Source organism: Bacillus sp. FSL K6-1338 (assembly GCF_038006965.1).
GTDB classification, from domain to species: Bacteria; Bacillota; Bacilli; order Bacillales; family Bacillaceae_G; genus Bacillus_A; species Bacillus_A thuringiensis_S.
Genome location: NZ_JBBOWI010000001.1, coordinates 3,660,673 through 3,680,830, shown reverse-complemented (window position 1 = coordinate 3,680,830; position 20,158 = coordinate 3,660,673). Strand labels below are relative to the sequence as shown.

The following is a 20,158-nucleotide window of genomic DNA, read 5'->3' as shown; positions in this document are numbered from 1 at the left end:
TCAAGCGTGAAACTTATTCATTTAACTCATCCACATGAACAAAATAAATTAGAATTACCACCTACTGTAATGGCATTAGGATTTTTTGATGGCATTCATTTAGGACATCAATGTGTAATTCGAACTGCGAAAAAAATAGCGGACGACAGAGGATATAAAAGTGCAGTTATGACATTTCATCCCCACCCATCTGTTGTTTTAGGGAAAAAGGATGCGCATGTGGAGTATATTACACCAATGCGTGATAAAGAAAAAATAGTCGAAAGCTTAGGAATCGATATATTATATGTGATTAAATTTGATGAATCATTTGCAGGGTTATTACCGCAACAATTTGTAGATGATTATATTATTGGTTTAAATGTAAAGCATGTAGTAGCAGGGTTTGATTATTCATATGGACGTTTAGGAAAAGGAAAGATGGAGACTTTACCATTTCATGCAAGAGGGGAGTTTACACAGACTGTGATTGAAAAAGTTGAATTTCAAGAAGAGAAAGTAAGTTCTACAGCATTACGAAAGTTAATTCGAAATGGCGAAATGGAACAAATTCCATCTATTTTAGGTAGAGCCTATACTGTAGCGGGAACAGTTATACACGGCGACAAACGTGGACGCCAAATTGGTTTTCCAACAGCTAATGTAGGTTTAAGTGATGAGTATTTATTGCCACCTGTAGGTGTTTATGCAGTGAGATTAAAAGTTCACGATGAATGGTACGATGGTGTATGTAATATTGGATATAAACCGACTTTTAAAGAAGATGAGCGTCAATTATCAATTGAAGTGCACTTATTTGAATTTAACAAAGATATATACGACCAAAATGTTACAGTAGAGTGGCATATGCGTATAAGAGAAGAGAAGAAATTCAATGGCATTGATGAGTTAGTTGAACAAATCGCAAAAGATAAGAAAACAGCACAAGAATATTTTGCGAGCGAAAAGAATATACTTGCTTTTTCAAATGAAAAGTAGTATTCTATGTTATGTACTTTATGACAACCATTGCTTGGCATTGCGACTCACCGACGCTTGCTAGGTAATTGGGGGTTTAATTAATAGGAGGTGAAATAGGATGGCTTTAACACAAGAGCGTAAAAACGAAATCATTGCACAATTTAGAACTCATGAGACTGATACTGGTTCTCCAGAGGTTCAAATTGCTGTCCTAACGGAGCAAATTAACACTCTAAACGAGCACTTACGTACTCACAAGAAAGATCATCATTCACGTCGTGGTCTATTAAAGATGGTTGGTAAACGTCGTAACTTACTAACTTACCTTCGTAATAGCGATATCACACGTTACCGTGAATTAATCACAAAGCTTGGCTTACGTCGATAGTCAAAGAAGCGGGAATATTCCCGCTTTTTTGTTAGGTAAAAATATATCTTCTACGCTTTATAGCTTACTTAATTTTAGGCAATACTAGAGGTAGAATATTGTGATATACTATCCATTTACATAGAAGAATTGAATACTTTAAATTGAGAGGGGTACTTAAATGAGTCAAGAAAAGCAAGTCTTCTCGATAGATTTAGCTGGTCGCCAGCTAACAGTTGAAACTGGTCAGCTTGCCAAACAAGCGAACGGAGCAGTATTAGTAAGATATGGCGATACAGCGGTTCTATCTACAGCAACTGCATCAAAAGAAGCTAAAAATGTAGATTTTTTCCCACTTACAGTAAACTATGAAGAGCGTTTATATGCAGTCGGAAAAATTCCTGGCGGTTTTATTAAGCGTGAAGGTCGTCCAAGTGAAAAAGCAATTTTGGCAAGTCGTTTAATCGACCGTCCAATTCGTCCGCTATTCGCAGATGGTTTCCGTAACGAAGTGCAAGTTGTCAGCATTGTAATGAGTGTTGATCAAGATTGTTCTTCTGAAATGGCAGCTATGCTTGGTTCTTCATTAGCGTTATCGATTTCAGATATTCCATTTGAAGGTCCAATCGCTGGTGCGACAGTTGGTCGTATTAATGGCGAATTCGTTATTAATCCAACAGTAGAACAGCAAGAACAAAGTGATATCCACTTAGTTGTAGCTGGTACGAAAGATGCGATTAACATGGTTGAAGCAGGAGCAGATCAAGTGCCTGAAGAAACAATGTTAGAAGCAATTATGTTTGGTCATGACGAAATTAAACGTTTAATTGCATTCCAAGAAGAGATTGTACAAGCTGTAGGTAAAGAGAAATCAGAAGTGAAACTTTATGAAGTTGACGCTGATCTTAATCAAGCTGTACGTGAAATGGCTGAGAAGGATATGCATTCTGCAATTCAAGTACATGAGAAACATGCACGTGAAGATGCAATTAACGAAGTGAAAAAGCGTGTAATTGAGCATTACGAAGCTGAAGAAGCTGACGCTGATACATTAGGACAAGTAAATGAGATTTTATATAAAATTGTAAAAGAAGAAGTACGTCGTCTTATTACAGTTGAAAAAATTCGCCCAGATGGCCGTAAAGGTGACGAAATCCGTCCTTTAGCATCAGAGGTTGGTATTTTATCTCGTACACACGGTTCTGGTTTATTCACACGTGGACAAACACAAGCATTAAGTATTTGTACATTAGGTGCATTAGGCGATGTGCAAATTTTAGATGGTCTTGGTGTAGAAGAATCAAAACGCTTTATGCACCATTACAATTTCCCATCATTTAGTGTTGGTGAAACAAGACCGATGCGTGGACCAGGTCGTCGTGAAATTGGTCACGGGGCACTAGGAGAGCGCGCACTTGAGCCTGTAATTCCATCTGAAAAAGATTTCCCATACACAGTACGCCTTGTATCTGAAGTATTAGAATCAAATGGTTCTACTTCACAAGCAAGTATTTGTGGTAGTACTTTAGCAATGATGGATGCGGGTGTTCCACTTAAAGCTCCAGTTGCAGGTATTGCAATGGGTCTGGTTAAATCTGGTGAGCATTACACAATTTTATCTGATATTCAAGGTATGGAAGATCATTTAGGTGATATGGACTTTAAAGTAGCAGGTACAGCACAAGGTGTAACTGCACTGCAAATGGACATTAAAATCGATGGTTTATCACGTGAGATTTTAGAAGAGGCATTACAACAAGCGAAAATTGGTCGTGTGCACATTCTAAATCATATGTTATCTGTTATTGCAGAGCCACGTACTGAATTATCAGCTTACGCTCCAAAGATTATTACAATGACAATTAACCCAGATAAAATCCGTGACGTTATTGGACCAAGCGGTAAACAAATCAATAAAATTATTGAAGAAACTGGTGTTAAAATTGACATCGAGCAAGATGGTACAGTATTCATTTCATCAATAAATCAAGAAATGAACGACAAAGCTAAGAAGATTATCGAAGATATCGTTCGCGAAGTACAAGTAGGTGAGATCTACGAAGGAAAAGTGAAACGTGTTGAGAAATTCGGTGCTTTCGTTGAATTATTCAGCGGTAAAGATGGATTAGTTCATATTTCTGAACTTGCACTTGAGCGTGTAGGTAAAGTAGAAGACGTTGTGAAAATCGGTGATGTAATTACAGTTAAAGTTATCGAGATTGACAAGCAAGGTCGCGTAAATCTATCTAGAAAAGTATTGCTAAAAGAAGAGCAAGAAAAAGAAGCTGCTAAAGAAGAAGACAAACAAGAGCAGCAATAAGTAAAAGCCAGTTAAACTGGCTTTTTTTGTTATGTAAAAAACATGATGTTCATATATTTTTATGTCGGTATAGGTATAGTTTTCATTATAACGCTCAAATTAACAAAGATAAGAAGAAAATGTTTTTATATAGTTAATTTGGGAGGGTTTATATGAAAGTTCGTATATTGGCATACATATGTATATTTTCTTTATATGTCAGTTTAGGCTCTTATTCTGTTTTTGCACAAGATAACTTGCATGAAGAAATTCAAAAGCATGCAAAACAGTATGAGATTGCACCTCAAAATGCGATGATTGATAAAATATGGAAGGCAACACCTGGATATAATGGAAGACAAGTGGATATTGAAGCATCGTATAATAATATGAAGAAGCTAAAGGAATTTGATCAAAAATATCTTGAATTCAAAGAAGTCTCACCGAGTGTTCATTTGGAAGATTTATCACCAGCTCCAATTTATAGAGGGCATCCAAATAAAAAGATGGTAGGATTAACAATAAATGTGGCATGGGGAAATGAGTATTTGCCTCGCATATTAGAAATCTTGAAAAAGCATGATGTGAAGGCCACTTTCTTTTTAGAAGGACGTTGGGTGAAAGAAAATTTGCGGTTTGCAAAAATGATTGTCGATGCAAAACAAGAAGTTGGAAATCACTCATACACACACCCTAATATGAAAACGTTATCCTCAGATGAAATACGAGATCAGTTACAAAAAACAAATCGAATGATAGAAGTAGCAACGAATCAAAAAGTAAGATGGTTTGCCCCGCCGAGTGGAAGCTTTCGAGATGAAGTCGTAAAGATTGCAGATGATTTTCAAATGGGAACGATTATGTGGACTGTAGATACGATTGATTGGCAGCGACCTGAGCCAGATGTACTATTGCAGAGAGTAATGAGAAAAATACATCCAGGTGCTATCATATTAATGCATCCTACTTCGTCTACAGCAGAGGCTTTAGATATAATGATTACAAAATTGAAGGAACAAGGATATAAAGTGGGGAATATAACTGAATTACTGGATGAAAAACGTGTGGATTAAATACATTTGCATGACATTCATCCTTAAACTTGTTATCATTAAATAATAGCGTTTTATTTAGAGAAACTGGCAGTAGGAGGAAAGTTTTTGATTAAAAAATATACTTGTAAAAATGGTGTAAGAATAGTTATGGAGAATATACCAACTGTAAGATCGGTTGCAATTGGTATTTGGATCCATGCGGGATCAAGAAATGAAAATGAAAAAAATAATGGGATTTCTCACTTTTTAGAGCATATGTTCTTTAAAGGGACAGAGACACGTAGTGCACGAGAGATTGCAGAATCATTTGATAGCATTGGTGGTCAAGTGAATGCATTTACTTCAAAAGAATATACTTGTTACTATGCAAAAGTATTAGATGAGCATGCTAAATATGCTTTAGATGTTTTAGCAGATATGTTCTTTAATTCAACATTTGATGAGGAAGAACTGAAAAAAGAGAAGAATGTCGTATGTGAAGAAATTAAAATGTACGAAGATGCGCCAGATGATATTGTGCATGATATGTTAACGAAAGCAACATATGAAACGCATCCACTTGGATATCCTATTTTAGGAACAGAAGAAACGCTTAATACGTTTACAGGTGATACGTTACGTCAATATATAAAAGATCATTACACACCTGAAAATGTAGTTGTATCAGTTGCAGGAAATATTGATGAAGCATTTTTACAAACAGTGGAGCAATATTTCGGTAGTTATGAAGGAACAACAAACCGTGAACAAGTACATAGCCCAATTTTCCATTTTAATAAGGTAGCCCGTAAAAAGGAAACGGAACAAGCTCATTTATGTCTAGGATATAAAGGTTTACAAATGGGACACGAAGATATTTATAACTTAATTGTATTAAATAATGTTTTAGGCGGTAGCATGAGTAGCCGTTTATTCCAAGAAGTACGTGAGCAACGTGGATTAGCTTACTCGGTATTTTCTTACCACTCTTCTTATGAAGATACAGGTATGTTAACACTTTACGGTGGAACAGGTAGCCAACAATTAGATACACTGTATGAAACAATGCAAGAAACATTAGAGACATTGAAAAATACAGGTATTACAGAAAAAGAGCTTATGAATAGTAAAGAGCAGTTAAAAGGAAACTTAATGTTAAGTTTAGAAAGTACAAATAGCCGTATGAGCCGTAACGGTAAAAATGAATTGCTTCTTCGTAAACATCGTTCACTTGATGAGATTATTGAAAGTGTAAACACTGTAACAAAAGAAAATGTGGACGGATTAATTCGCAACATGTTTACTGATGAATTCTCTGCGGCACTTATTAGTCCAGATGGAAAACTTCCAAAAGGAATAAAACTATAATCGATTTTTATGATGTATCTGATAATAACCTTCTCTCTTTTTAAATGAGAGAAGGTTATTTTTTTTATACATATAGAATAGGTACTAATTATAGACAATGCAAATGAAAAATTCAGTAGTGGGAGTGGAGTATGTATGCGATTAAGTGAATTAAGTGGTAAAGAGGTTGTAGATATAGAAAAAGCGGAAAAAATGGGAGTCTTAGGTTATATGGATTTAGAGATTAATGAGAAAGACGGACAAATACAAACACTTATAATACCTGTAGGGAAGTGGGGAGGTTTTAAAAAGGAACCACAAGAAGTAAGGGTGGCATGGAGTCAAATAAAGAAAGTCGGACATGATATGCTTCTTTGTGATAGTATAGATCGTTCAAATTCGGAGTGAAGGATGGCCATTTTGGTCATCTTTTTTTGTATCTACATAGAAACCTGATAAATCATATGTGCATTTGGATTTTCAATCACCATAAACTCGTACATTACATATGATGTGGAGGAAAAAGAAAAAGTAGGCACTTTTCTTATAAATGACAGAAAAAGAAGGTGAATTAGGGAATGTTGACTGAGATGCATATTGCTGTCATAGGAGGAGATGCAAGGCAGCTAGAAGTAATTCGTAAGCTAGTTGAATTGGATGCGAAACTTTCTTTGATAGGGTTTGATCAGTTAGATCATGGTTTCACAGGGGCAGCAAAAGAAAGTATACAAAATTTAGATTTCACTTCTGTAGACGCAATTATTTTGCCGGTTGCAGGTACAAATGCCAAAGGAGAAGTAGATACTATTTTTTCAAATGAAAAAGTTTCAATAACGAAAGAACAAATTGAAAATACACCAGAACACTTTACTATATATTCGGGTATTGGTACACCTTACTTGGAAAATCTCGTATCTACTACGAACCGAAAACTTGTTAAATTATTTGATCGTGATGATGTGGCAATATACAATTCTATTCCAACTGTAGAAGGTACATTAATGATGGTAATTCAACATACCGACTATACAATTCATGGGTCCAATGTAATGGTTCTAGGATTTGGTAGAACAGGAATGAGTGTTGCGAGAGCATTTCAATCATTAGGAGCCCATGTCAAAGTTGGAGCAAGACGATCTGAACATATTGCACGTATTACAGAAATGATGTTTTCTCCTTTTCATATGCAAGACATAGAGAAAGAAGTAGGAAATATCGATATTGTAATCAATACAATTCCGCACCTCGTTGTAACAGCGAATGTTATTGCAAAAATGCCAGCTCATACGTTAGTGATTGATTTAGCTTCTAAACCAGGCGGTACTGACTTTAGATATGCGGAAAAAAGAGGAGTCAAAGCGTTGCTAGCACCTGGATTACCAGGTATTGTTGCTCCCAAAACGGCTGGGCAAATTTTAGCAAATGTTCTTTCTCAGTTATTAGCAGCAGATGCAATTGCAAAGGAGGAGGAAAAGAAATGAGTTTGAAGGGGAAACGAATTGGTTTCGGATTTACGGGTTCACATTGTACGTATGAGGAAGTTATGCCGCACTTAGAAAAATTAATTGCTGAAGGGGCAGAAGTACGTCCCGTTGTTTCATACACTGTTCAATCAACAAATACTAGATTTGGAGAAGGAGCAGAGTGGATTAAGAAAATTGAAGAAATAACAGGTTTTAAAGCAATTAATTCAATTGTTGGAGCAGAGCCACTTGGACCTAAAATTCCATTAGACTGCATGGTAATCGCTCCTTTAACAGGAAATTCTATGAGTAAATTTGCAAATGCAATGACAGACTCTCCAGTACTAATGGCAGCAAAAGCGACGTTAAGAAATGGCAAGCCTGTCGTATTGGCGGTTTCGACGAATGATGCATTAGGATTAAATGGGGTAAATCTCATGCGCCTAATGGCAACAAAAAACATCTACTTCGTTCCATTCGGTCAAGATGCACCAGAGAAAAAACCGAACTCAATGGTAGCTCGCATGGAGCTGCTGGAAGACACAGTATTAGAAGCACTGCAAGGAAATCAATTGCAACCGGTGGTCGTAGAAAAATTCAGATATATGAATTAAAAAACGAAAAAAAACGGACAATTTTTGATGAAACCATCATTCTTACTGTAGAATATGATAAAATTAACGTTATTAAGATTAGAAGGGGTATTGTATACTCCTTCTGATTCTAAGTTATAGAAGGATTGGTATCTAGAAAGGGGCATAGTGATGGAAAAGCAAAAAACTTTTCATGTCGCTGTAGTTGGAGCAACCGGCGCAGTTGGTGAACAAATGTTAAATACTTTAGAGAAACGAGAATTTCCGATTGGGAAGTTAACGTTACTTTCATCTAAACGATCTGCAGGTAAGAAACTTGTATTTAAAGGCGAAGAATTTACAGTTCAAGAGGCAACTCCTGAAAGCTTTGAAGGAGTAGATATCGCACTATTTAGTGCTGGTGGATCTGTATCGAAACAATTAGCGCCAGAAGCAGCAAAACGCGGTGCGATTGTTGTTGATAATACAAGTGCATTCCGTATGACAGAAAACGTGCCACTTGTTGTACCTGAAGTAAATGAAAATGACTTAAAAGAACATAATGGCATTATTGCAAATCCAAACTGTTCTACAATTCAAATGGTAGTAGCTCTTGAGCCAGTTCGTCAGCAATATGGTTTAAAACGAGTAATCGTTTCCACATATCAAGCTGTATCAGGTGCTGGTGCGGCAGCTATTGAAGAACTTCATGAACAATCACAAGCAATCTTAAATGGCGAAGAAGTTAAGGCAAATGTTCTTCCTGTATCAGGTGATAAGAAGCATTTCCCAATTGCTTTTAATGCGATTCCACAGATTGATAAGTTCCAAGATAATGGATTTACATTTGAAGAAATGAAAATGATTAACGAAACGAAAAAAATTATGCATATGCCTGAATTAGAAGTAGCGGCAACATGTGTACGTTTACCAGTTGTATCAGGACACTCTGAGTCTGTTTACATCGAAGTAGAAAAAGAAGGCGTAACAGTAGCAGAATTAAAGAGCTTACTTGCAAATGCGGAAGGTATTGTTCTGCAAGATAATCCAGAAGAGCAGTTATATCCAATGCCAGCTACTGCAGTAGGTAAAAACGAAGTATTCGTTGGAAGAATCCGTAAAGATTTAAATAACGATAAAGGATTCCATCTTTGGGTCGTATCTGATAACTTATTAAAAGGCGCTGCATGGAATTCTGTTCAAATTGCAGAGCGCTTAGTAAAATTACAATTAGTGTAAACGGCTAAGAGAAGGTGCAAAATATGAAAATAATTGTTCAAAAATTTGGTGGCACATCAGTACGTGATGACAATGGACGTAAGCATGCGCTTCATCATATAAAAAAATCATTAGCTGCTGGTTATAAAGTAGTTACTGTCGTATCTGCTATGGGCCGTAAAGGTGAACCATATGCAACGGATACGTTATTAAGTCTTGTAAATCAAGAGGAATCTACTATTTCTAAACGTGAGCAAGATTTATTATTATCGTGCGGAGAGTTAATCTCTGCAATTGTTTTCTCTAATATGTTGAATGAGAATGGTATAAAAGCAGCAGCATTAAATGGTGCACAAGCTGGTTTTGTAACGAATGATGACTTTACGAATGCAAAGATTATTGAAATGAATTGCGATCGTATACATGAAGAGTTAGAAAATGTAGATGTAATCGTCGTTACAGGATTCCAAGGGCAAACGAAAAAAGGTGATACGACAACACTTGGACGCGGAGGTAGTGATACTTCAGCTTCAGCATTAGGTGTTGCACTTCATGCTGAATACATCGATATATTCACTGATGTAGAAGGTGTTATGACTGCGGATCCTCGTATTGTAAAAGATGCACGTCATCTTCAAACTGTAACGTATAACGAAATTTGTAACATGGCTTATCAAGGTGCGAAAGTCGTTCATCCACGTGCAGTTGAAATTGCGATGCATGCAAAAGTGCCACTTCGTGTACGTTCTACGTATTCTGATAGTGAAGGTACGCTTATTTCAGCATATGACGGTGCTACAAGAGGTCGTGATGTAGAAGAACGTCCTGTTACAGGTATCGCCCACGTATCAAACGTAACGCAAATTAAAGTGCTTGCAAAAGAAACGGCATATGATTTGCAACAACATGTGTTTAAAGAGATGGCGAACGAAGGAATAAGTGTTGATTTAATTAATATTTCACCTACAGGCGTAGCATATACGGTGAGTGATAATGTATCAAGTCATGCAGTTAAATTATTAAAGAACCTTGGATATGAGCCAATTGTGACAGAACATTGTGCGAAAGTATCTATCGTTGGAGCTGGAATGGCAGGATACCCAGGGGTTACTGCGAAAATCGTTACAGCTTTAGCGGAAAAAGGTATTCAAATTCTGCAATCGGCAGATAGTCATACAACAATTTGGGTTCTTGTAAAAGAAACTGATTTAGTGGAGGCTGTAAATGCATTACATAGTGCGTTTGAGCTTTCAAAAGAAAAGCAACTGGAACAATAAGGAGTGAGACCATGATAGATTTTGGGACAATTGCAACCGCGATGGTAACACCGTTTGATATAAACGGTAATATCGATTTTGCAAAGACAACGAAATTGGTAAATTATTTAATTGATAACGGTACAACAGCAATCGTGGTAGGAGGAACGACAGGAGAATCTCCTACATTAACTTCAGAAGAGAAGGTAGCGTTATATCGCCATGTCGTATCTGTTGTCGATAAAAGAGTGCCCGTAATCGCTGGAACAGGTAGCAATAATACGCATGCTTCTATTGATTTAACTAAAAAGGCAACAGAAGTTGGTGTGGATGCAGTAATGCTAGTAGCACCGTATTATAACAAACCGAGTCAAGAAGGAATGTATCAGCATTTTAAAGCAATTGCTGAAAGTACGCCACTTCCGGTTATGCTATATAACGTTCCAGGACGATCTATTGTACAAATCTCCGTTGATACAGTTGTTCGTTTATCAGAAATAGAAAACATTGTTGCTATTAAAGATGCAGGCGGCGATGTGTTAACAATGACAGAAATCATTGAAAAAACAGCGGACGACTTTGCGGTATACAGCGGTGATGACGGTTTAACGTTACCGGCTATGGCAGTTGGAGCGAAAGGTATCGTTTCGGTAGCATCTCATGTTATCGGAAACGAAATGCAAGAAATGATTACAGCATTTCTTGCAGGAGAGTTTAAGAAGGCACAAAAATTACATCAATTACTTGTAAGAGTAACTGATTCATTATTTATGGCGCCAAGTCCAACTCCAGTAAAAACAGCGTTACAAATGGTTGGATTAGATGTAGGTTCTGTACGTTTACCACTTCTTCCATTAACAGAAGAAGAAAGAGTAACGTTACAATCTGTAATGCAATCTATTCCTCGTTAATAAAAATGACCTAGTGTGGAACTAGGTCATTTTTTTATTGATATGAAAATGTTTGAATCTGTTTTAATGTGAATCTTTTGTAAAATGATTTTAGGCTCGCCTTTCTCGTCTGTATATGACCCTATATAGAAAACATTTTATGTTGAAAACGAGTATATTACGCTACGCGTTCTCTACTGGCTAAAGTATGATATGGTCCTTTCGTTAATTTTGTTTCAACCTCTTGTCCTCGATAGTGACTGTCAAATCCCCCTAAAAATTTAACCTTATTAAATTTCTATTAGATTTTGTAATTCATAGCTTTTTGTCATGTAATGCAATGTTTATAAGAAAAGGATCTTACACTTTTAATTTTGTTGAAAAGTAGTTGCTAGTACAGGAAATACTTTCGGTTATGTTTTTAGAGGAATTGCCTCAAATATGACGTAATCTATAAAAAAAGTTTCATTTTATAAGTGTTTTTGTGCAATTCAAGAAAAAAATCTAGGAAATCCATCAAATGAAAGTAATTTAAAGTGTTTAGGGGTTTTTTTTTCAAATAACATGGAGTATAAAAGCAGCGGAAATAAGCCATATACTTTTAGTACTGTTCCTTTCTTTTACTTTTTCTTTCGCACGATTTAACTTGTGTTCTATTTCTTCTATCAGGTATAATATGGCTAAGTAGCTTAGTACGGGTATGCTTAGCAAAATTGGGAAAAATTATAATTTAATTAAATTTTCATATCATATCGAATAAGATATTTGATTTATATAATGAAAGAGAGGTGAAACCTGGTTTAAAAAATAAACAAGGACATGATATCGCATAACGGTAAGGACATTCGTCTTGGACGGTGAATATATGGTGGTTGTAGAGTTTCCCCTGGTGTCTCTGCAATTTTAGTGAAATCAGTGTTTGCAAGATTTTTAAACCAGGCAACAACATGAAGAGAAAAGAGAATGAGTCTGTTAAAGTATTTGCTCTTGGTGGAGTAGGTGAAATCGGGAAAAACATGTACTGTGTTGAAATTGATTCTGAAATCTTTATTGTGGATGCAGGGTTAATGTTCCCGGGAGATGAAATGTTTGGAATTGATATCGTTATTCCTGATATTACATATTTAGTGGAAAACCAAGAGCGAGTAAAGGGTTTATTTATTACTCACGGTCATGAAGATCATATTGGTGGTATTGTTTACGTACTTCGTAAATTATCTATTCCAGTGTATGCAACGAAATTAACAGTAGGACTTATACAAGAAAAACTTGGCGAAGCGGGTATGTTAGGTCGTGTAGACTTAAAAACAATCGATTCAAATTCAACAGTAGAGTTTAATACTACAACGGTGTCATTCTTTGGAACGACACATAGTATTCCAGATTCTGTTGGTGTTTGTTTCCATACATCAAAAGGTGCAATCGTATATACAGGAGACTTTAAATTCGATCAAACTCCAATTGGAAATAGTGGAGCAGACCTTGGGAAAATGGCTCAAATTGGAAATGAAGGCGTACTTTGCTTATTATCTGATAGTACAAACGCAGAGCGCCCAGGTTATACAGGTTCTGAAAAAGAAGTTGGTGTAGAAATTTCTAAAGTGTTCTACGGCGCAGAAGGTCGTATTATCGTTGCTTCATTTGCATCGAATGTACATCGTATTCAACAAGTATTTGATGCAGCTGCCGAAACAGGGCGAAAAGTAGCGGTAGTAGGACGTAGTATGGTGAAAGTAGTAGACATTGCAAGACGTCTTGGTTATTTAGATGTTCCAGAAGGTATGGTTATTTCATTACAAGAAGTAGACAACTTCCCAGAGAAAAAGGTAGCTATTTTAACGACAGGTAGTCAAGGTGAACCGATGGCTGCTCTATCTAGAATGGCAAAACAAGCACATAAACAAATTTCAATTCGTAAAGGTGATACTGTTATCATTGCTGCTTCGCCAATTCCGGGTAATGAAATATCTGTATCAAAAATTATTGATTTGTTATTTAGAGCTGGAGCTGAAGTTGTTTATTACGGCGAAAGAAAAGTTCATGTTTCAGGTCACGGTAGCCAAGAAGAATTAAAATTAATGTTAAATTTAATGAAACCGAAGTACTTTGTACCCGTACATGGTGAGTTCCGTATGCAAAAAGCACATGCGTATTTAGCTGAAGATGTAGGTATTACAAGAGAAAATATCTTTATCGTAGAAAAAGGCGATGTAATTGCTTTTGGTGACGATGAAGCGAACTTAGTCGGTAAAGTACAAGCTGGTAATGTTTTAATTGATGGATTAGGTGTAGGTGACGTTGGTAATATCGTTCTTCGAGATAGAAAGATGTTATCTCAAGATGGAATATTAGTAGTAGTTGTAACGCTTGGTAAAGATGAAAAGAAAATTATCTCTGGTCCAGAAATCATTTCACGTGGTTTCGTATATGTTCGTGAGTCAGAAGCGTTAATTGAACGATCTACAGAGATTGTACGTATGATTGTTGAGCAGTCAATTAAAGAATATTCGATTGAATGGTCAATGTTAAAACAAAATATTCGTGAATTATTAGGACAGTTCTTGTACGAAGAGACAAAGAGAAAACCTATGATTTTACCGATTATTATGGAAGTATAAAAAAGATCACCCTTATGGGTGATCTTTTTTTTCTTTTTAACCCTATCGAATGAAATTTATAACTTAAGAAATAATAGTTATATACGAGTGAAAGGGGATGCGAAATGACAGAACGTGATCGATATACAAATGAAGAAAAAGAAACTGAGCCAAAAGAAGCTGGAAAAGAGGCTTCAATAGTAGAAAAAATTCAACAGCTTGGACAGACAAATGTACCACAGATGAATGAATCACGTATTCATTGTTTAACGATTATCGGACAAGTGGAAGGTCATGTTCAATTACCGCCGCAAAATAAAACAACAAAATACGAGCATATCATTCCGCAAATTGTTGCGATTGAACAAAATCCGAAAATTGAAGGTTTGCTTTTAATATTAAATACGGTTGGAGGTGACGTTGAAGCTGGACTAGCAATTTCAGAAATGGTAGCTTCACTTTCAAAACCAACAGTATCTCTAGTTTTAGGTGGGGGACATTCCATCGGTGTACCGATTGCTGTTTCTACTGACTATTCGTTTATTGCGGAAACTGCGACGATGACAATTCATCCAATTCGTTTAACAGGTCTTGTCATAGGTGTGCCGCAAACATTTGAGTATTTGGATAAGATGCAAGAAAGAGTTATTCGTTTTGTGACGAAGCACTCGAAAGTAACAGAGGATCGTTTTAAAGAGCTTATGTTTGCGAAAGGAAATTTAACGCGAGATATTGGGACGAATGTAATTGGTGGAGATGCAGTAAAGTACGGTCTTATAGATGATGTTGGTGGTATTGGAAATGCGATTCGAAAATTAAACGAATTAATAGATGTTCGCGCGGAAGGTAGTGCAGAAGGGACAATGTTACAATGATTTTATATACAATTATGCCAGAGCAACTTGTGTATCCGGCCGATTATTCACAATGTGAAAGTCAAAAAGTTGTAAATATAAATGGTGTGGAATTAATGGTTTCTGAAGAGGAACATGGGTGTTATTCTATTGTACGTGTGCTAAGTACGGACCCACTTCACTATTTAGAGTTTGAGCCCGGTCAGAAAATAACCTTTTAGCAAAAAGAAGGATTTTGTTTAGAAGCTATGGTATAATATAAAAAACAAGACGGTTGAGCAGCCATGAGTAGGCTGCTTTCTTCTGTTTATTTAGCATTTTACAAGAAGTGTAAAAATAGAAGATATAAAGACCTGAAAAATAGAGAAAACAGACATATAAATAGAGCATTTTTAGGGGAGCTTTACTTATATGTAGAACACGAGGTGAAGAAATGGCAAAACAAAAGCAAAGAGGGACGAAGGCAAAGGCAAGACGTACGATAAAGCCAACTTTGTATTATGAAATCGTCGGTTTAACTCTTTTTGCACTTTCAATCATTACGATTTTACAGCTAGGCGTTGTAGGGAAATCGTTTGTGTTATTTTTTCGCTTCTTCTTTGGTGAGTGGTACATAATTGGTGTGTTAGGTGTAATAGCTTTATCGGTTTCCTTTGTTATAAAACGCGGATGGCCGAACCTTTTAAATAAACGGTTAATTGGATTTTATTTAATTGTATTGGCAATATTAATGTTTAGTCATATTACATTATTTAACCTTCTTACAAAAGATGGAGCAGTGCAAAATACTTCTGTTATTGTGAGTACGAAAGATAACTTCTTTCTTGAAATGAAAAAAGGGCCAGATAGCGTTCATTTAGGCGGTGGTATGTTTGGTGCGCTTATGTTCGCGACATGTTACTTCCTATTCGACGAAGTAGGAGCCTATATCATTGGGATTATTTTAGTTATTCTCGGGGTACTCTGTATAACAAATAAACATATTGGAGAAGTGTTAGCTCCAGTTGGTAGAATTCTTAGAAGTCAATTTCAAGTGATGCAAGTGGATTATAAAGATTGGAGATCCAAAAGAACGGCTGAACAAACAGAAAAGAAAAAAACAACAAGAAGTACAAGAAGCAAACGTGCTGCAGAACAAGAAGAAGTGATTGAGCCGATGGAAGAAATCCAAATTGATCCGCCAATTATTTCAAATTTCACTGAGAATTATCCTGCAAATGAAGAAGAGGATAAACGAATTGAAGTAGAGCAAGAAGATTTGATCACTTCACCGTTTATTGAAGAGACTCCACCAATTGAAGAATCAAAGAAAAAGCGTGGAGAAAAAATCGTTGAATCGTTAGAGAGTGAAGCGCAAGCACCTCCTATGCAATTTTCAAATGTAGAAAATAAAGATTACAAGCTTCCTTCACTTGATATATTAAAATTTCCAAAGAATAAGCAAGTTACAAATGAAAATGCGGAAATTTATGAGAATGCTCGTAAATTAGAACGTACATTCCAAAGTTTCGGAGTGAAAGCGAAAGTAACAAAAGTGCATAGAGGTCCTGCAGTTACAAAATATGAAGTGTATCCTGATATGGGGGTAAAGGTAAGCAAAATTGTCAGTTTAAGTGATGATTTAGCCCTTGCATTAGCTGCAAAGGACATTCGTATTGAGGCGCCAATTCCCGGGAAATCAGCTGTAGGGATCGAAGTTCCGAACTCAGAAGTTTCGATGGTAACGCTGAGGGAAGTTCTTGATTCTAAGGCTAACAATCATCCGGAAGAGAAGTTGTTAATTGGTCTTGGCCGAGATATTACAGGTGAAGCTGTATTAGCCCGTTTAAATAAAATGCCCCATTTACTCGTAGCTGGTGCGACAGGGAGCGGGAAAAGTGTATGTATTAACGGTATTATTGTTAGTATTTTAATGCGTGCAAAACCACATGAAGTAAAATTAATGATGATTGACCCGAAAATGGTAGAGTTAAATGTATATAACGGTGTGCCTCATTTGTTAACACCAGTTGTAACTGATCCGAAAAAAGCATCGCAAGCATTGAAAAAAGTTGTGAGTGAGATGGAACGTCGTTATGAATTGTTTGCTCATAGTGGTACACGTAACATTGAAGGATACAACGATTATATAAAAGAGCATAATAGTCAATCAGAAGCGAAACAACCCGAATTACCGTATATTGTAGTAATTGTGGACGAGTTAGCAGATTTAATGATGGTTGCTTCGTCTGATGTAGAGGATGCGATTATGCGTCTAGCGCAAATGGCTCGTGCTGCTGGTATTCATTTAATTATTGCAACGCAACGTCCGTCAGTTGACGTTATTACGGGTGTTATTAAAGCGAATATTCCATCACGTATTGCATTCGCTGTATCTTCTCAAACAGATTCTCGTACAATTCTTGACGGTGGTGGTGCAGAGAAGCTACTAGGTCGTGGCGACATGCTGTTTATACCAATTGGTGCATCGAAACCTGTACGTGTACAAGGTGCATTTTTATCAGATGATGAAGTTGAGAGAGTTGTAGAATATGTTATTGGACAGCAAAAAGCACAATATCAAGAAGATATGATTCCGCAAGATGTTCCTGATACGAAGCAGGAAGTAGAAGATGAATTATATGATGAAGCGGTTCAACTTGTAGTGGAAATGCAAACAGCATCTGTTTCTATGCTACAACGTAGGTTTAGAGTAGGTTATACGCGAGCTGCTCGTCTAATTGATGCAATGGAAATGAATGGTGTAGTAGGTCCATATGAAGGTAGTAAACCGAGAGAAGTACTCATTAATGATGTACAAGAAAAAAGTTCTTAAAAAAGCCTAATTGTTTTTACAATTAGGCTTTTTTATATAGTGTTTTTGTTATATACTATACTCAGCAATAAAGAAAGGGCTTACATTTAGAGGGTATCTTTAGAATACGAATACTTTGAGTATGTTTTATGTAAATGTTCGATATTTAATGCAGAAAAATGTTGGATTTTGTTGACACGTATGAGAGCAAGTGGTAAGATTACTTCGAAAAGAATCACTGCCTCATATAATCTTGGAGATAAGGTCCATAAGTTTCTACCTGGCAACCATGAATTGCTAGACTATGAGGGGAAAAGTGTGTAACAAAGGATGTAAAGGATCTTTGTGCCGAACTTTTTCTCGAAATGAGGAATGTTTATGGTGCAAAGTTTTTTTTATACAGTAAAGAGTGAAAATTTCATTTTAAAAAATTATTATTATTTATTCGACAATTGCGCTTATTTTTAGTGGTTAGTCATTTGTACTATGTTGTAAGTTGAAAAAAGAGAAAAGAAGTCTTACATCAGAGGTCGAATAATTGAAATGCGGGGGAGTCTTATGTCAGTAAAATCCGATAGTCGTCACCTATATTTACGGGTGATTGATCACATCAAAGAAAAAATTAAAGATGGGGCTTATAAAGAACGACAAAAGTTACCATCAGAGTTTGATTTAGCGAAAGAACTTGGCGTAAGTAGAGCGACTTTAAGGGAAGCGTTACGTATTTTAGAAGAAGAAAATGTTGTCATTCGTAGACATGGTGTAGGGACATTTGTAAATGCAAAGCCATTATTTTCTTCTGGAATAGAACAACTTTCTAGTATTACAGATATGATTTCTAGTGTGGGGAAAACACCAGGAACGATCTTTTTATCATCATCTACTACAACTTTAACAGAAGAGGAAAAAGAGAAGTTTAATAGTGAAGATGGTTTCAATGCAGTGATGATTGAACGCGTGCGTACAGCAGATGGGGAACCTGTTGTTTATTGTATCGATAAACTTGCAAAAGAAATATTGCCAGATTTATCGGGTTACAATGAGGAGTCATTATTAACGGTGATACATAATAACACGCATAAGCGCATAACATATGCGGTTGCTCACATTGAGCCAATTGGCTATCACCCTAAAATCTCACCGATTTTAGAATGTGAGCCTGAAACAGCACTGCTTGTATTAAAACAAATGCACTATGATCAAAATGATGAGCCAATCTTATATTCTATCAATTACTTTAGAGCTGATAAGTTTAGCTTCCACGTATTAAGAAAGCGTATGTAGGTAAGTTCCTTTTTAGGGAGGTGACAGCAAGAAGTAAGGGACAGCAGCGAAAGAATAAAAAAATATATATCATTTTTGGAGGGGTTTCTAGTATGAAGAAAAAAGCAGGTCTTTTATTATCATTAACATTAGCAGCAAGTACAGTTTTAGGTGCATGTGGTAACTCGGATAAGGCAAGCAGTGATAAGAAAGACACGAAAGACTTCAAGGTCGGTATGGTAACGGATGTTGGGGGCGTTGATGACAAATCGTTCAACCAATCGTCTTGGGAAGGACTAAAAAAGTTTGGTAAAGATAACGGATTAAAGGAAAAGACAAATTATCGTTACCTACAGTCTGAAAAAGAAGCGGATTATATTCCAAACTTAAAGAAATTTTCAAAAGATAAGTATGATTTATCTTTCGGAATTGGTTATAAATTAGAAGGTGCAATTAAAGAAGTAGCAAAAGAATCTCCAAAACAACAATTTGCAATCGTTGATACTGTAGTAGATGCACCAAACGTAACGAGCATTACATTTAAAGATCATGAAGGTTCATTCCTTGTAGGTGCGGTAGCAGCTATGTCAACAAAATCGAATAAAGTAGGATTTGTTGGTGGGATGAAGAGTGATTTAATTAGTAAATTCGAAAATGGATTTAAAGCGGGTGCAAAAGCAGTAAATCCAAACATTGAAATCGTATCTGAATATGCAGAAGCATTCGATAAACCTGAAAAAGGTACAGTTCTTGCATCAGCAATGTATGGTCAAGGCGTAGACGTAATTTATCATGCTGCTGGTGGTACAGGTAACGGTGTATTCACTGAAGCGAAAAACCGTAAGAAAAAAGGTGAAAATGTTTGGGTAATCGGTGTTGACCGTGATCAAAACCAAGAAGGTATGCCTGAAAACGTAACATTAACTTCAATGGTAAAACGTGTAGATATCGCTGTTGAAAAAGTAGCGCAAGAAGCGAAAGACGGTAAGTTAAAAGGCGGTAAAGTAGAAGCGTTTGGTTTAAAAGATGACGGTATTGGTATTTCAAAAACAACTGATAACGTGAAAAAAGTTAACCCTGAAATTTTAACAAAAGTAGAAGAATTTGAAAAGAAAATTACAGACGGTGAAATTAAAGTACCGGCTACAGATAAAGAGTATAAAGAATATGAAGCTTCTCTAAAAAAATAAATAGAGAAATAGCAAAGGTTAGTTCATAGAACTAACCTTTGTATGTATAAAACT

The 20,158-nt window shown here is 36.2% G+C and carries 17 protein-coding genes and 1 riboswitch; all 17 genes read left to right on the top strand.

Annotated features, from left to right (window positions below; all coding sequences use genetic code 11):
- The first annotated feature begins 6 nt into the window (after positions 1–6).
- Positions 7–978 carry a bifunctional riboflavin kinase/FAD synthetase gene (gene ribF, locus NZ044_RS18715; RefSeq protein ID WP_000766703.1) on the top strand — a complete coding sequence of 324 codons (972 nt, stop codon included), beginning with the start codon at positions 7–9 and terminating at the stop codon, positions 976–978.
- A gap of 100 nt (positions 979–1,078) precedes the next feature.
- Positions 1,079–1,348, top strand: coding sequence for a 30S ribosomal protein S15 (gene rpsO / locus NZ044_RS18710; protein ID WP_001229392.1), 270 nt, complete (start codon positions 1,079–1,081; stop codon positions 1,346–1,348).
- A gap of 160 nt (positions 1,349–1,508) precedes the next feature.
- On the top strand, positions 1,509–3,647 hold the full coding sequence (pnp, locus tag NZ044_RS18705) for a polyribonucleotide nucleotidyltransferase (RefSeq protein WP_000076744.1): 2,139 nt from the start codon (positions 1,509–1,511) through the stop codon (positions 3,645–3,647).
- A 152-nt stretch (positions 3,648–3,799) separates the two neighbouring features.
- Positions 3,800–4,699: a polysaccharide deacetylase family protein gene (locus tag NZ044_RS18700; protein WP_000868223.1), complete on the top strand. Its 900-nt coding sequence runs from the start codon at positions 3,800–3,802 to the stop codon at positions 4,697–4,699.
- A gap of 87 nt (positions 4,700–4,786) precedes the next feature.
- Positions 4,787–6,028, top strand: coding sequence for a M16 family metallopeptidase (locus NZ044_RS18695; RefSeq protein ID WP_000593001.1), 1,242 nt, complete (start codon positions 4,787–4,789; stop codon positions 6,026–6,028).
- Between the two features lie 135 nt (positions 6,029–6,163).
- Entirely contained in the window at positions 6,164–6,415 is a 252-nt protein-coding gene (locus tag NZ044_RS18690; protein WP_001239759.1) for a YlmC/YmxH family sporulation protein, read from the top strand.
- Positions 6,416–6,585: 170 nt separating this feature from the next.
- Positions 6,586–7,488 carry a dipicolinic acid synthetase subunit A gene (gene dpaA, locus NZ044_RS18685; protein WP_000954735.1) on the top strand — a complete coding sequence of 301 codons (903 nt, stop codon included), beginning with the start codon at positions 6,586–6,588 and terminating at the stop codon, positions 7,486–7,488.
- A complete protein-coding gene (dpaB, locus tag NZ044_RS18680; protein WP_098505700.1) occupies positions 7,485–8,084 on the top strand; it encodes a dipicolinate synthase subunit B in 600 nt (199 codons plus the stop codon). Before dpaA ends, dpaB begins: the two co-directional genes overlap by 4 nt.
- A 150-nt stretch (positions 8,085–8,234) precedes the next feature.
- Complete coding sequence (gene asd, locus NZ044_RS18675; protein ID WP_000414846.1) at positions 8,235–9,281, top strand: aspartate-semialdehyde dehydrogenase; 1,047 nt, start codon at positions 8,235–8,237, stop codon at positions 9,279–9,281.
- Between the two features lie 23 nt (positions 9,282–9,304).
- A complete protein-coding gene (gene dapG / locus NZ044_RS18670) occupies positions 9,305–10,537 on the top strand; it encodes an aspartate kinase (protein WP_000692450.1) in 1,233 nt (410 codons plus the stop codon).
- Between the two features lie 11 nt (positions 10,538–10,548).
- Complete coding sequence (gene dapA, locus NZ044_RS18665; RefSeq protein WP_000564762.1) at positions 10,549–11,427, top strand: 4-hydroxy-tetrahydrodipicolinate synthase; 879 nt, start codon at positions 10,549–10,551, stop codon at positions 11,425–11,427.
- Between the two features lie 926 nt (positions 11,428–12,353).
- A complete protein-coding gene (locus tag NZ044_RS18660; RefSeq protein WP_000823089.1) occupies positions 12,354–14,024 on the top strand; it encodes a ribonuclease J in 1,671 nt (556 codons plus the stop codon).
- A 104-nt stretch (positions 14,025–14,128) separates the two neighbouring features.
- Complete coding sequence (gene tepA / locus NZ044_RS18655; RefSeq protein WP_000139825.1) at positions 14,129–14,878, top strand: translocation-enhancing protein TepA; 750 nt, start codon at positions 14,129–14,131, stop codon at positions 14,876–14,878.
- A complete protein-coding gene (locus NZ044_RS18650) occupies positions 14,875–15,078 on the top strand; it encodes a YlzJ-like family protein (protein WP_000605020.1) in 204 nt (67 codons plus the stop codon). Before tepA ends, NZ044_RS18650 begins: the two co-directional genes overlap by 4 nt.
- A 212-nt stretch (positions 15,079–15,290) precedes the next feature.
- Complete coding sequence (locus NZ044_RS18645; protein WP_001118795.1) at positions 15,291–17,672, top strand: DNA translocase FtsK; 2,382 nt, start codon at positions 15,291–15,293, stop codon at positions 17,670–17,672.
- 202 nt (positions 17,673–17,874) lie between these two features.
- A riboswitch (purine riboswitch) is annotated at positions 17,875–17,976 on the top strand.
- A 233-nt stretch (positions 17,977–18,209) separates the two neighbouring features.
- On the top strand, positions 18,210–18,935 hold the full coding sequence (locus NZ044_RS18640) for a GntR family transcriptional regulator (RefSeq protein ID WP_000114182.1): 726 nt from the start codon (positions 18,210–18,212) through the stop codon (positions 18,933–18,935).
- A 92-nt stretch (positions 18,936–19,027) separates the two neighbouring features.
- Positions 19,028–20,104 (top strand): BMP family lipoprotein, encoded by a 1,077-nt coding sequence (locus NZ044_RS18635; RefSeq protein WP_000725767.1) that lies wholly within the window; start codon positions 19,028–19,030, stop codon positions 20,102–20,104.
- Positions 20,105–20,158 lie beyond the last annotated feature (54 nt).

Excerpts from the sequence above, each read along its gene's own strand:
- NZ044_RS18645 (WP_001118795.1), top strand. The coding sequence starts at position 15,291 with ATGGCAAAACAAAAGCAAAGAGGGACGAAGGCAAAGGCAAGACGTACG.
- rpsO (WP_001229392.1), top strand. The coding sequence starts at position 1,079 with ATGGCTTTAACACAAGAGCGTAAAAACGAAATCATTGCACAATTTAGA.
- dpaB (WP_098505700.1), top strand. The coding sequence starts at position 7,485 with ATGAGTTTGAAGGGGAAACGAATTGGTTTCGGATTTACGGGTTCACAT.
- NZ044_RS18660 (WP_000823089.1), top strand. The coding sequence starts at position 12,354 with ATGAAGAGAAAAGAGAATGAGTCTGTTAAAGTATTTGCTCTTGGTGGA.
- pnp (WP_000076744.1), top strand. The coding sequence starts at position 1,509 with ATGAGTCAAGAAAAGCAAGTCTTCTCGATAGATTTAGCTGGTCGCCAG.
- NZ044_RS18690 (WP_001239759.1), top strand. The coding sequence starts at position 6,164 with ATGCGATTAAGTGAATTAAGTGGTAAAGAGGTTGTAGATATAGAAAAA.
- dpaA (WP_000954735.1), top strand. The coding sequence starts at position 6,586 with ATGTTGACTGAGATGCATATTGCTGTCATAGGAGGAGATGCAAGGCAG.
- NZ044_RS18640 (WP_000114182.1), top strand. The coding sequence starts at position 18,210 with ATGTCAGTAAAATCCGATAGTCGTCACCTATATTTACGGGTGATTGAT.
- NZ044_RS18635 (WP_000725767.1), top strand. The coding sequence starts at position 19,028 with ATGAAGAAAAAAGCAGGTCTTTTATTATCATTAACATTAGCAGCAAGT.
- NZ044_RS18650 (WP_000605020.1), top strand. The coding sequence starts at position 14,875 with ATGATTTTATATACAATTATGCCAGAGCAACTTGTGTATCCGGCCGAT.
- asd (WP_000414846.1), top strand. The coding sequence starts at position 8,235 with ATGGAAAAGCAAAAAACTTTTCATGTCGCTGTAGTTGGAGCAACCGGC.
- dapA (WP_000564762.1), top strand. The coding sequence starts at position 10,549 with ATGATAGATTTTGGGACAATTGCAACCGCGATGGTAACACCGTTTGAT.
- NZ044_RS18700 (WP_000868223.1), top strand. The coding sequence starts at position 3,800 with ATGAAAGTTCGTATATTGGCATACATATGTATATTTTCTTTATATGTC.
- dapG (WP_000692450.1), top strand. The coding sequence starts at position 9,305 with ATGAAAATAATTGTTCAAAAATTTGGTGGCACATCAGTACGTGATGAC.
- tepA (WP_000139825.1), top strand. The coding sequence starts at position 14,129 with ATGACAGAACGTGATCGATATACAAATGAAGAAAAAGAAACTGAGCCA.